The 12,300-nt window shown below is 39.8% G+C and carries 12 protein-coding genes and 3 tRNA genes; 13 read left to right on the top strand and 2 right to left on the bottom strand.

Going from position 1 to position 12,300, the window contains the following annotated elements; translation table 11 throughout:
• Positions 1–187 precede the first annotated feature (187 nt).
• The 3 genes from F4V44_RS21755 (at position 188) to F4V44_RS21765 (ending at position 3,714) form a co-directional block, all read left to right on the top strand.
• Positions 188–1,660: a DEAD/DEAH box helicase gene (locus tag F4V44_RS21755; protein WP_150442107.1), complete on the top strand. Its 1,473-nt coding sequence runs from the start codon at positions 188–190 to the stop codon at positions 1,658–1,660.
• A 157-nt stretch (positions 1,661–1,817) separates the two neighbouring features.
• Positions 1,818–2,297 carry a PH domain-containing protein gene (locus tag F4V44_RS21760; protein WP_150442108.1) on the top strand — a complete coding sequence of 160 codons (480 nt, stop codon included), beginning with the start codon at positions 1,818–1,820 and terminating at the stop codon, positions 2,295–2,297.
• A complete protein-coding gene (locus F4V44_RS21765; RefSeq protein WP_150442109.1) occupies positions 2,290–3,714 on the top strand; it encodes a PH domain-containing protein in 1,425 nt (474 codons plus the stop codon). Before F4V44_RS21760 ends, F4V44_RS21765 begins: the two co-directional genes overlap by 8 nt.
• A 15-nt stretch (positions 3,715–3,729) precedes the next feature.
• Here the strand turns inward: F4V44_RS21765 and F4V44_RS21770 are convergent, their stop codons facing one another.
• Positions 3,730–4,320 (bottom strand): rhomboid family intramembrane serine protease, encoded by a 591-nt coding sequence (locus F4V44_RS21770; protein ID WP_150442110.1) that lies wholly within the window; start codon positions 4,318–4,320, stop codon positions 3,730–3,732.
• A 323-nt stretch (positions 4,321–4,643) separates the two neighbouring features.
• On the opposite strand from F4V44_RS21770, the gene acpS reads away from it, so the two are divergent.
• The 6 genes from acpS to F4V44_RS21800 all read left to right on the top strand — a co-directional run bounded on the left by acpS (position 4,644) and on the right by F4V44_RS21800 (position 10,865).
• Positions 4,644–4,994 (top strand): holo-ACP synthase, encoded by a 351-nt coding sequence (gene acpS / locus F4V44_RS21775; RefSeq protein WP_150442111.1) that lies wholly within the window; start codon positions 4,644–4,646, stop codon positions 4,992–4,994.
• Positions 4,995–5,154: 160 nt separating this feature from the next.
• On the top strand, positions 5,155–6,165 hold the full coding sequence (locus F4V44_RS21780) for a LolA family protein (RefSeq protein ID WP_150442112.1): 1,011 nt from the start codon (positions 5,155–5,157) through the stop codon (positions 6,163–6,165).
• A gap of 279 nt (positions 6,166–6,444) precedes the next feature.
• Positions 6,445–7,599, top strand: coding sequence for an alanine racemase (gene alr / locus F4V44_RS21785; protein WP_150442113.1), 1,155 nt, complete (start codon positions 6,445–6,447; stop codon positions 7,597–7,599).
• A gap of 294 nt (positions 7,600–7,893) precedes the next feature.
• Positions 7,894–8,175 carry a CopG family ribbon-helix-helix protein gene (locus F4V44_RS21790; RefSeq protein ID WP_150442114.1) on the top strand — a complete coding sequence of 94 codons (282 nt, stop codon included), beginning with the start codon at positions 7,894–7,896 and terminating at the stop codon, positions 8,173–8,175.
• Between the two features lie 4 nt (positions 8,176–8,179).
• A complete protein-coding gene (gene ndoA, locus F4V44_RS21795) occupies positions 8,180–8,530 on the top strand; it encodes a type II toxin-antitoxin system endoribonuclease NdoA (protein ID WP_150442115.1) in 351 nt (116 codons plus the stop codon).
• Between the two features lie 154 nt (positions 8,531–8,684).
• A complete protein-coding gene (locus F4V44_RS21800) occupies positions 8,685–10,865 on the top strand; it encodes a Tex family protein (RefSeq protein WP_150442116.1) in 2,181 nt (726 codons plus the stop codon).
• A gap of 133 nt (positions 10,866–10,998) precedes the next feature.
• Here the strand turns inward: F4V44_RS21800 and cmpA are convergent, their stop codons facing one another.
• Positions 10,999–11,109, bottom strand: coding sequence for a cortex morphogenetic protein CmpA (gene cmpA, locus F4V44_RS21805; protein ID WP_150442117.1), 111 nt, complete (start codon positions 11,107–11,109; stop codon positions 10,999–11,001).
• 98 nt (positions 11,110–11,207) lie between these two features.
• Here cmpA and F4V44_RS21810 point away from each other — a divergent pair, with 98 nt between their 5' ends.
• The 4 genes from F4V44_RS21810 to F4V44_RS21825 all read left to right on the top strand — a co-directional run bounded on the left by F4V44_RS21810 (position 11,208) and on the right by F4V44_RS21825 (position 12,083).
• Complete coding sequence (locus F4V44_RS21810) at positions 11,208–11,669, top strand: SprT family protein (protein WP_150442118.1); 462 nt, start codon at positions 11,208–11,210, stop codon at positions 11,667–11,669.
• Between the two features lie 160 nt (positions 11,670–11,829).
• Positions 11,830–11,904 (top strand) — tRNA-Asn (locus F4V44_RS21815).
• Between the two features lie 3 nt (positions 11,905–11,907).
• Positions 11,908–11,998: transfer RNA gene (locus F4V44_RS21820), tRNA-Ser, on the top strand.
• Between the two features lie 13 nt (positions 11,999–12,011).
• Positions 12,012–12,083 (top strand) — tRNA-Glu (locus F4V44_RS21825).
• Positions 12,084–12,300: the final 217 nt, after the last annotated feature.

Genomic DNA, 12,300 nt, shown 5'->3' on the forward strand with positions numbered 1-12,300 from the left:
TGGACCGGATGTCCTAGTCAGGCTAGACATGCAACTGTGGCGTTTTGATGCGTCATAAAAATTTGGGCGCTGATTTGACGGGGCGAATTTAAAATAGATAGATCTCCGCAGGAATTTGGCTCGGGAGAAAACCACACTAGCCACTTTTTATAGACTATTTTGTTACAATTAAAGGAGATTGGAAAAATTGACAAAATTTGAAGAACTGAATATTAGTCCGGCTACATTAAAATCTTTAAAGAGAATGGGATTTGAGGAGGCTACTCCAATTCAAGCTGAAACGATTCCATTGGGTTTAGCTAACAAGGATTTAATTGGTCAAGCACAAACAGGTACGGGAAAAACAACAGCATTTGGCGTTCCGATGATTGATACAATTGACTACACAAAGGATATCATTCAGGGAATCGTTATTGCCCCAACAAGGGAGCTTGCGATTCAGGTTTCAGAGGAGCTGTACAAAATTGGATACGGAAAAAGAGCACGTGTCCTTTCTATCTACGGCGGGCAGGATATTAACAGACAAATTCGTGCGTTAAAAAGACCTCCTCATATTATTGTTGGTACACCTGGTCGTTTGCTTGACCATATCAATCGGAATACACTGAAGCTTGATAATGTGCGGACTGTGATTTTGGATGAAGCAGATGAAATGCTGAACATGGGATTCATCGAGGATATTGAAGCAATCCTGGCAAAAATTCCAGAAGACCATCAAACATTGCTATTCTCAGCAACGATGCCTGCACCGATTCAGCGTATGGCCGAGCGATTTATGAAGGACCCGCAAATCGTGCGTGTGAAAACAAAAGAAGTCACTGTATCTTTGATTGAACAATATTATATTGAAATTCAGGAAAAAGGAAAGTTTGACGTCCTTACAAGACTGTTAGATATCCAATCACCAGAATTAGCCATCATCTTTGGACGTACAAAAAGACGTGTTGATGAGCTTTCCGAAGCGTTGAATCTTCGCGGCTATAATGCGGAAGGAATTCATGGTGACTTGAGTCAGGCAAAGCGGTTATCCGTATTAAGGAAGTTTAAAGAAGGTTCCATTGATGTCCTTGTGGCTACCGATGTGGCAGCCCGCGGCTTAGATATTTCCGGGGTTACTCATGTGTATAACTTCGATATTCCGCAAGATCCCGAAAGCTATGTTCATCGGATTGGAAGAACAGGTCGTGCCGGAAAAGCTGGCGTTGCAATGACCTTTATTACTCCAAGGGAAAAGTCTTACCTTCATGTTGTGGAAAAAACAACAAGAAAGAAAATGGAGCGCATGGAGCCTCCAACATTGGATGAGGCTTTAGAAGGCCAGCAAAAAGCGGCAATGGAAAAAATCATTCAAACGATTGATGGAAATAACCTTTCTTACTATAAGCAGGCTGCAGATGAACTGTTGGAAGAACATGATGCTTCTACCGTTGTAGCGGCAGTATTGAAAATGCTGACAAAAGAGCCTGATACAACGCCGGTAAAATTAACAGAAGAAAAGCCGCTGCCTGTTAAGCGTGATCGTAAATTTGATGACCGTAAACGAGGATATGATTCTAATAACCGTAAGCGAACACCAATGAAGTCACGTCAAGGTCACAGCCATGGCGGCAAACGTCCAAATAACTCACAATATAAGTCAAAATCAAACAGCTATAAATAAGAGATAGAAAGGTGTCAGGCACCGCAAAAAGACAAAGTATTCCTATTTGTCCATATGCGGTGCCTGACACCTTTGCTTTATATTGAAACTAAATGGAAGGTAAAAACGTACATACTAATAAAAGAGATTGTGATTTGTGAGTTCAGGGGGAGAAATAATGATATCGGAACCGAAAAACAGGATTTCAGAAAGAGCGTTAAAGGTGTGGCGCATATCCGGGGCCTTTTATTCCTTCTTTTTCTTATTATTAGCTGGAGGCCTGACAACGCTGACTATTATTTTTGAGTGGCCGATTTGGATTTGTGCGGCTGCTATCCTTTTATTTGTTTTATCCATTTATTTTTTTGTTGTACTATTTCCTTCTCTTCGATGGAAACGATGGCGCTATGAAGTTCGTGAACAGGAAATAGAATTACAGCACGGGCTGTTTGTTATCAAACGTACGCTTGTCCCGATGGTTCGTGTGCAGCATGTGGACACCGCTCAGGGGCCGCTTCTGCGAAAATATAAATTAGCCTCCGTGACGGTTTCAACGGCTGCAACCACTCATGAAATACCTGCATTAGAGCTTTCAGAAGCAGAAGAAATGAGAGTATCCATTTCAAGGCTAGCAAGGGTGGCTGATGAAGATGTCTGAACCAAAACGGCTTCATCCCATTACAAGTGTTATTAATTTTCTAAAGTCATTGAAGGAATTTATTGTTCCTTTTATTTTTATCTTTCTATTTGGCGGGAAAGGTCCTGGTTTTGACTTTTGGCAGTCTATCATCGCTGCTGCTTTTGTTCTTTTATCGCTAATCGGCGGCATTTTATCTTGGCTTCGGTTCACGTATCGTGTAGAAGAAGGGGAGCTAAGAATTGAATCAGGCTTATTTGTGAGAAAAAAACGATATATTCCATTTGAAAGGATTCAGAGTCTTGATTTTTCAGAAGGGATTCTGCAGCGTCCCTTTGGTCTTGTTAAAGTGAAAGTAGAAACAGCAGGTTCAAGCGGATTAAATAATGCTGAAGCAGTGCTGACAGCCATTAAGAAACAGGATGCTATAGCTATCCAAGAGATATTGACGTCAGTAAAAAGAGGTCAGACTGATCCTTACAATGAAGTCGAAGAGTCAGAAGAAACTTTATATACGATGCAGCCTTCTCAACTGCTGCTTCTAGCATCAACGTCCGGCGGTGCAGGAGTGGTCCTTTCAGCCTCTCTTGCCTTTATCCTGCAATTCGACGAATTAATACCATATGAAAGAGTATTTAAGGAGCTGCAGGGATTTATCTCTACCGGAATTGTTTTTGTGAGCATCATTCTTTTCGTGCTGTTTCTAATCGCGTGGATAATTGCTGTTGTTGGAACGATGATTAAGTATGCTGGGTTTACCGTTAAAAAGGTAGAAGAGGATTTAGTCATTTCAAGAGGGCTGCTCGAAAAAAGACAGCTTACCATTCCCTTAAAACGGATACAAGGCATACTAATAAGTGAAAATATTGTCAGGCAGCCGCTTGGATATTGCTCTGTCTATTTAGAGACTGCAGGGGGTTCGCTTGAAAAAGACAGTTCAAGGACTCTTCTTTTGCCGCTTATTAAGAAAAAAGAGATAGCTGCTCTTTTATCTCCATTTTTACATGATTATTGCTTTACTCCTAAGATGGTTCCAGCCCCAAAACGAGCGTTGAAACGGTATATGGTTCGAGGGATGCTGCTTCCATTGATTATTGTTGCAGCGGCCTTGATTTTTTTCAGACCATGGGGCTATTTATCCTTATTGCTGCTTCCGTTCGCAGCTTTCTGGTCCTATCTCAAATATAAGGATGCCGGCTGGAATTTACATCAGCAGCAGCTTACATTGACCTACCGGGGAATCGTGAAGAACACATTTTTTATGAGAAAAAATAAAATTCAATCACTGACATTAACTAGCAGTCTTTTTCAAGAAAAACAATCACTTGGATCGCTTCAGGCAACTGTTGATTCGGGGGTCGGTCTTTCCGGCGGTGAAGTAGTAGACATTGAAGAACAAGATGGTCTTGCCATATATAATTGGTATCGATATCAATAGAAAACGTACCTTTGATTAGGTACGTTTTCTTAATGATAATGCACCAATCAAAAATCCGGACAGGAAACCGAAAAGGTGGGAGATGACGTTTATATTTGGCTGGAAAAAGGTCATGATAATACTGATGACCGCAATAGTAGTAATGAGCTGTCTGTTATCCTTAGATAAAAGATGTTTACGGAACACATTCAGACTAATGTACATACCAAATAATCCAAAAATAGCTCCGCTTGCACCTAGATGGATATAGGTTACAGGCTCAATCAACAAGGTGGCGACATTAGCGGAAATCCCCGTAATTAAATAAATCCAAGTAAATCGTAAACTCCCAAGAATCCTCTCTAATGCAGGTCCAAACAAAACAAGTGAAAAGCTGTTAAACAGCACATGAGAAAAACCGCTATGTAAAAAGATTGGGGTTACTAGTCTCCAAATTTCTCCTTGCCAAATATAAAAATTAACCCCAGATAATTGCTGCATTATTGTGGAGTTGGGGAAGATTGGCAAAGAGGTTAATAGGTATAATAGAATATGAATAGAAACAATCACAGAAACGACCGGATAATAACGAATAAATTCTTGAAAGCTTTCTGTTCTTGTAAACATATACCCCTCCAAAATAAGTATTTGGATAAATCATAACACAGCTATTTTTAGATCAAAACAAAATAGATTAATGGCTGCTTGTCTATGCTATTTTTTTATGCACCAAATTATAACTTCATTCAGCAGAAGTCCTCCACTTCTATAAGTGAGAGATAAATATAAAAGGCTCTCTGATTCAGACGGAGTTCAAACCCCGGCTGAATGAAGTTAAGCCTCCGGCGGATGCCTCGGATTTTTTAATGGAAATTTATCGAGCGAGCTCGATAAATTTCCGGGCACAAATTCGACGGAGCGAATTTGATAAGAGAGAAGGAAGATGTACAATGATTTCAGGTATTGGTTTAGATATTGTTGAGTTGCAGCGAATAAAAAAGATTGTGGAGCGTCAATCAAAATTTGTGAATCGGATATTAACACCTTTTGAAACGGAATCCTATGAGCAGTTATCTGATAAAAGAAGAATTGAATATTTGGCAGGCCGTTTTGCTGCCAAAGAGGCATTTGCCAAAGCATTTGGAACAGGAATTGGCGAAAACCTTTCCTTTCTGGATATCCAAATAGAGAATGATGAAAAAGGAAAGCCGTATATCCGCAAACCGTTTCAGAAAGGAGTCCACCTTACCATTACTCACAGCGCTGAATATGCAGCAGCACAGGTGATTATTGAAAAGTAAATATTTGCTCATAAATAAGCTCTGTAATTCCTTCCCTCGAGTTCGTCATATTATAAGTGGTTGTCTCATATATTCATAGTGCAATAGGAGAGACAAGGCCAGGTTCATTTTTTGAGCTCTCCTTCTACGTAATGGAAATGAGACAAAAGGGGTTGAAGGAATGAAGAAAAGGATGTTCATGTTGGCTTTAGGGCTCATGGCTGTTCTTGTACTATCTGCCTGTGGGACGAAGACTCAAGAGGATGTCATTAAAGATTTAAATACGAAGCTCGAGGATTTAGGCGGGTATAAGGCAAAGGCAAAAATGACCTTGCAGATGGGAACAGAACCGCATACGTATGATGTAGAGGTTTGGCACAAGGAGCCTGATTTCTACCGGGTTGACTTAAAGAATGCCCAAAAGGATCAAAACCAAATGATTCTCCGCAATGAAGAAGGTGTCTTTGTATTAACTCCTGCTCTCAATAAAAGTTTTAAGTTCCAAAGTGATTGGCCTCAAAACAGCAGCCAAGCCTATTTATATGAGTCGCTTGTAAAAGATATTATGGAGGATAAAGAAGCAAAATTCACTAGCACAAAAGAGCATTATGTATTTGAAACGAAAACAAGATATCAAAACAATAAGATGCTTCCTTATCAGGAAATTACCTTAAATAAAAAGAACTTGGCCCCAATTAGTGTAAAGGTGATGGATTCCGACCATAACGCGCTTGTTACTGTTAAATTTTCTGATGTGAAATTTAATGCCAGCTTTGATAAAAATGATTTTAATGTCCAAAAGAATATGACCGGTGCCCAACTTGACAAAACAGTAATGGCGGATTTAGAGAATCAAGAATTCTCGGTCAAGTACCCGGAAGATATTCCTGGTGTTCATTTAGTAGGTGAGAAGGAAGTAAAAATAGACAGCGGAAAACGAGTGGTCCTCACATATGAGGGAGATAAATCATTCACATTAGTGCAGGAGAAAACATCGGTCATGCCTGCTACAGCTGGACCGACAAATGTAACAGGTGAATTGGTTGACCTAGGGTTTACAATTGGAGCGTTGACTGATAATAGTTTAACCTGGACGAATGATGGTGTAGATTATATGATTGCTTCTAATGATTTGACACCTGAAGAAATGGTAGAAATTGCACGTACAGTTCAAGGCAATGCAGTAAAATAAGCTCAAATGGCTGACTAATGGGTTTAGACCCCTGCAAATATGATAAAAGATAAATGAATAATCGGTATCTATTTGTTTATGCTAGATATTGTATTGCAGGGTCTGACACCTTTATAAAGGGTCGGCCTTTTTCATTGTCTGACTAGCCGGTTAGCTTTGGTATTTCACCGATTAGAGCGTGTTAATGTTTATTAGTCAAACCCATTTGACAAGTGCTTAGCAGAACTCGATAATCAAATTATACAGATAAATAAGTCAACAAAAGAGGGGATTATTCAAATGGGGGCTCAGCAGTTTTATCGTGATACGTGGGCAGAAATTAATCTTGACAACATTTATTATAATGTGGAATCATTGAAAAAAATTTTACCTGAAAAAGTGGTTTTATTTGCTGTTGTAAAAGCGAATGCTTATGGGCACGGAGACATTCAAGCTGCCCGTACGGCAATAAGTGCCGGCGCTTCTTACGCGGCCGTTGCTCTCCTTGATGAAGCGATTGCTTTACGAAAGAAAGGTTTTACAGAACCGGTGCTTGTACTTGGGACGAGTAGGCCGGAAAATGCTGCGTTAGCTGCTGAATATGATATTACATTGACCGTTTTTCAAAAGGAATGGATAGACAAAGCTAAAGAGTGTTTAAAGGAAAGCAAACCTGTCAAGCTTCATATGAAGGTTGATTCGGGAATGGGCAGGATTGGTGTAAAAACGAAAGAAGAACTTAAAGATGTTGAATCCGCCATCAGAGAAAATTCTTGTTTTTATTTAGAAGGTGTGTTTACGCATTTTGCTACTGCCGATGAGTCAGATAAGACGTATTTTAACCAGCAGCTGGCTTCTTTTAATGAACTGCTAGAAAGCTTTGAACAGCGTCCTGAATTAGTTCATGCCAGCAACTCTGCGGCCTCCTTTCGCTATCCAGAAAGCTATTTTAACGGGGTGCGTTTAGGGATTTCTATGTATGGATTAAGTCCTTCAAGAGAGATTGAAACGGAATTGCCTTATCCACTCAAGGAGGCATTTTCTCTAAGGACAAGATTAGTTCATGTGAAGGAAATAAAATCAGGTGAGAAAGTAGGCTACGGTGCGACCTATGAAGCGAAAGCTCCTGAATGGATTGGAACCCTGCCAATCGGCTACGCAGATGGGTGGATCCGTAAGCTTCGTGGAAAAGAAGTATTAGTCGATGGAAAAAGAGTACAGATTGCCGGCCGGATTTGTATGGATCAAACCATGATTAAGCTTCCAAATCACTTGCCACTGGGAACGGAGGTTACCCTTATTGGCAGACAAGGGAATGAATTTATCTCGGTTAATGAGATAGCCGATGAATTAGAGACGATAAACTATGAAATTACCTGTATGATGTCCAATCGAATCCCGCGCGTATACATTCAGGGAGGCCAAATCGTTGAAGTAGTTAACGGATTATTCTAATTCAGCAGTTTTGGATAGTTGAAAGTCCTTTACTGAAAGGCGTGAGAAATGTCCATTTCTCACGGATGAGTCAAAAATCAGTTTTATAAACAGTGTTTGCTAGCAAGGCTTATTGAAAAGAAATAAAATAACCGACATAAAGTAGTCAAACATGCGTATGAATGCATAAAAGGCTATTTTTTTGGACGATAATAGTGAAGAATCCTTGAATAGTCTTTGCATTAATAAAAATTAATGATATTATAAAAAATGGTAGAGTGAATAGGTGTGTATTGATGGTGGAGGTGTACAATTGTGTCTGAGTCAAGTGTAACGACAGAGATTATGATAAAATTACCGCAACATCTATTAAGTGAGTTAGACGGTTTTGTCAAACAAGAAAATGTAAATCGTAGTGAATTTATTTATCAAGCAACGAAAATGTACTTACGTGAGCGTAAGAAAAGACATATTCGTGAATCCATGAGACGGGGCTATATGGAAATGGCCAAAATAAATTTGACGATTGCATCTGAAGCATTTCAAGCGGAATATGAGGCAGAACACACAGTTGAACGTCTAGTAAGCGGAGGGTAAACCCTTGATTGTCAAACGTGGAGACGTTTATTTTGCGGACCTTTCCCCAGTTGTTGGCTCAGAACAAGGCGGGGTGCGCCCTGTACTCGTCATTCAAAACGACATCGGGAATCGGTTTAGTCCCACAGTAATAATTGCAGCAATCACAGCACAGATACAAAAAGCGAAGCTGCCTACACATGTTGAAATTGATGCGAAGCGTTATGGTTTTGAACGAGATTCGGTCATTCTTTTAGAGCAAATTCGTACTATTGACAAGCAACGCTTAACCGATAAAATAACTCATCTCGATGATGAAATGATGGATAAGGTCAATGAAGCCCTGCAAATAAGTTTAGGTCTTATTGAATTTTAAATCATACAAAAAACGTCCTTATAATTGTAGGGGCGTTTTTATTATGACTATAACCATGTTGGATTTTGTCCGTTGAAAGATGAAGGTACCACTGGGTATCATGCGTAAGAATTTGTTAAAATAAATATATTACTCATTATTGGAGGCTGTGCGATTGGAAAATACTCTAGAAAAGCAAGAGGAATTATTTCAGTTAATAGCATCAGAACAATCTCTTGCTGTTAAACAAATCAAAAATGTAATAGCAATGCTTGATGAAGGGAACACTGTCCCGTTTATTGCCCGCTATCGGAAAGAACAGACTGGTTCTTTGGATGAAGTACAGATACGGGACATTATGGAAAGATGGCAATACATACAAAACCTGGAGCAACGTAAAGAGGAAGTAGTCAGGCTAATTGAAGAGCAAGGAAAACTGACAGCCGAATTGCAGCAAAAGATTGTAAAGGCTGTGAAACTGCAGGAAGTTGAGGATTTATACCGCCCGTATAAACAAAAAAGACGGACAAAAGCAACGATTGCGAAAGAAAAAGGTTTAGAGCCGTTTGCAGAGTGGTTATTGACATTTCCTAAAGGCGTGTCATTAGAGGAAGAAGCAAGCAAATACCTTTCGGATGAAAAAGAAGTGATGACAGTTGAGGATGTATTGGCAGGCGCCAAAGACATTATTGCTGAAATGGTCTCAGACGAAGCAGAGAGTCGTAAATGGATTCGAAATGAAACAAGCAAAAAGGGAATCGTTGAATCAACGGAAAAAGACTCTGAAAAAGATGAGAAGAAAGTATACGAAATGTATTATTCGTATGAAGAGCCAGTTAGCAAAATTGTTCCTCACCGAATCCTGGCATTGAATCGCGGGGAAAAAGAGGATATTTTACGTGTAAATATAAAACCAGATATAGAGTTTATCGTAAAGTATCTACAAAAAAGATGGATTCGTGATACAAGTTCCATTGCAGCCCCTATTGTTTCAGAGGCGATTGAAGATGGATATAAACGGCTGATCCAACCCTCTATCGAAAGAGATATTCGAAATGAACTGACGGAAAAAGCAGAGCAACAGGCTATCCATATTTTTTCAGAAAACCTGAGGAATTTATTGCTTCAGCCGCCGCTAAAAGGAAAAGTAGTCCTTGGTGTGGATCCGGCCTACCGTACTGGATGTAAGTTGGCTGCTGTCGATGAAACAGGGAAAGTGTTAACCATCGGGGTAATTTATCCGCATCCGCCCGTATCCAAGGCGAAAGAAGCGAAGGAAAAGTTCGTGAAAATCGTGAAGGATTACAAAGTTGAAATGGTAGCGATTGGGAATGGGACAGCCTCTCGGGAAACAGAGCAGTTTGTAGCAGATGTATTAAAGGAACTGCCTGAAGAGGTTTTTTATCTAATCGTAAATGAAGCCGGGGCAAGTGTATATTCTGCCTCTGACATTGCCAGGGAAGAATTCCCTAATTATCAGGTAGAGGAAAGAAGTGCTGTCTCCATTGCCAGACGTCTTCAGGATCCTCTCGCTGAATTGGTGAAAATTGATCCAAAATCAGTCGGTGTGGGTCAGTACCAGCATGATGTTTCACAAAAGAAATTATATGAATCACTTACATTTGTCGTTGAAACAGTTGTTAACCAGGTAGGGGTGAATGTAAATACAGCTTCTCCTTCGCTGCTGCAATATGTATCTGGTCTGTCAAAAACAGTGGCAAACAATATTGTGAAAAAGCGAGAGGAAGAAGGCCGATTTACATCAAGGAAGCAATTAAAGAAAATTCCTCGTTTAGGTGCCAAAACATATGAACAGGCAATTGGATTTTTAAGAGTCATAGATGGCAATGAACCGTTAGATCGAACACCTATACACCCGGAAAACTATGATGCAGTGGAAATGCTTCTTAAGTCTCTTGGATTCAGCTCCGAAGATTTAGGTACAGAGGAGCTAAAAAAGGCTTTAGCTGCAATTGATATTAAACAAACAGCTGAACAGATGACAATTGGAGAGTTAACGCTTCAGGATATTGTCGATGCGTTAGTAAGACCAGAAAGAGATCCTCGTGATGAACTACCTACACCGCTTTTGAAAAAGGATATTCTAAAGCTGGAAGATTTAAAGCCTGGGATGGAGCTGCAAGGTACAGTCCGGAATGTCGTGGATTTTGGTGCCTTTGTAGATATCGGTGTCAAACAAGATGGGCTTGTCCATATATCAAAATTGAGCCGTCAATTTGTTAAGCATCCTCTTGATGTTGTGTCTGTGGGAGATGTAGTGACTGTTTGGGTTGATTCAGTTGATTTGAATAAAGGCAGAGTAGCTTTAACAATGCTTTCACCAACAGAAGGCTAAGCCTTTTAAATGTGTAGTCTTACAGGGCTGTCTTATATGATAATAGTTCCACATTTAATCATCCATGTTTATAATTGACACTGGACTCTGACATGTGGTTCTTTTCAAATAACAGGACAGTCCTGTAATAGCATTAAAAATGTTTTTTTCTATAAATAAACCAGCATTGATTTAACAATTTAATTTGGTATCTATTTTTATTATAAAAAGCTCTTTGGATTTGATTTTGAAACCAAGTAGGCATTTGATAACCTCCCGGACAAAAATCTTATTAATTATCATTAGTCTATGCTGATATAGTTTGTCATGTGCTTAATGATGAAAAGGAGTTGTGAAAGTAACGTGGATAATCAAGAGTTACAAAAACTCGTGGAAGATATCTCAATGGAGTATTTCCATAAACCCTTTCGACATCAAGCTACTTTTAATGCTCGGCTGAAGACGACAGGCGGACGATATTTATTGAAGAGCCATGACATTGAAATGAATATAAAATATTTACAGCAATTAGGGATGGATGAGCTAGTCGGTATTATCAAACATGAATTGTGTCACTATCACTTGCATTTAGAGGGGAAGGGTTACAAGCATCGAGATAAGGATTTTAAGCTGCTCTTGGATAAAGTAGGAGCCCCCAGGTACTGTTCCTCACTTCCAGAAAACACTGTAAACAAAAAGAACCAAAAAATCATAACGTATATTTGCAATGGGTGTCACCAGATATATAGACGAAAAAGAAAGATAGATACGAAAAAATATGTTTGTGGGATTTGCAGAGGGAAATTAATTTTTAAAGACGGTTGACGTTTACTGTAGTAAGGTGATATATTTTTGTTCCTGTAACGAACAAAGAGTTAGTCCTATTCATATAATTTTTGAATGAAAAAATATTGACTTTTATATTTTACGTAACTATAATATGAAGAGTCGATATGAGGACAAGCTAAAAAGACTTAGAAATTATTCCGCAGTAGCTCAGTGGTAGAGCTATCGGCTGTTAACCGATCGGTCGTAGGTTCGAGTCCTACCTGCGGAGCCATATGGGGAAGTACTCAAGAGGCTGAAGAGGCGCCCCTGCTAAGGGTGTAGGTCGCGTGAGCGGCGCGAGGGTTCAAATCCCTCCTTCTCCGCCATTTATTATATTATGGCCCGTTGGTCAAGCGGTTAAGACACCGCCCTTTCACGGCGGTAACACGGGTTCGAATCCCGTACGGGTCATTAGAAAAGCGGAAGCGCTTTGCCCAGCGGCATATGGACTGGAGCATCCGGACCGAGATAAAGGAAACACCAAGAGCACGCTAGTGCGATTGGATGTTGACTTATCGTAGGGAGGAATGTGAAGTCCGCTAGGCACTGGAGCTAGACAGCTATCTAATGTATAGTAATATTTTTGGTCCGGTAGTTCAGTTGGTTAGAATGCCTGCCTGTCACGCAG

The organism is Niallia endozanthoxylica, assembly GCF_008710145.1.
Taxonomy (GTDB): Bacteria; Bacillota; Bacilli; order Bacillales; family Cytobacillaceae; genus Bacillus_BD; species Bacillus_BD endozanthoxylica.

Coding starts and splice junctions, on each gene's coding strand:
- F4V44_RS21760 (WP_150442108.1), top strand. CDS start 1,818: ATGATATCGGAACCGAAAAACAGGATTTCAGAAAGAGCGTTAAAGGTG.
- F4V44_RS21765 (WP_150442109.1), top strand. CDS start 2,290: ATGTCTGAACCAAAACGGCTTCATCCCATTACAAGTGTTATTAATTTT.
- F4V44_RS21770 (WP_150442110.1), bottom strand. CDS start 4,320: ATGTTTACAAGAACAGAAAGCTTTCAAGAATTTATTCGTTATTATCCG.
- acpS (WP_150442111.1), top strand. CDS start 4,644: ATGATTTCAGGTATTGGTTTAGATATTGTTGAGTTGCAGCGAATAAAA.
- F4V44_RS21780 (WP_150442112.1), top strand. CDS start 5,155: ATGAAGAAAAGGATGTTCATGTTGGCTTTAGGGCTCATGGCTGTTCTT.
- alr (WP_150442113.1), top strand. CDS start 6,445: ATGGGGGCTCAGCAGTTTTATCGTGATACGTGGGCAGAAATTAATCTT.
- cmpA (WP_150442117.1), bottom strand. CDS start 11,109: ATGCCTACTTGGTTTCAAAATCAAATCCAAAGAGCTTTTTATAATAAA.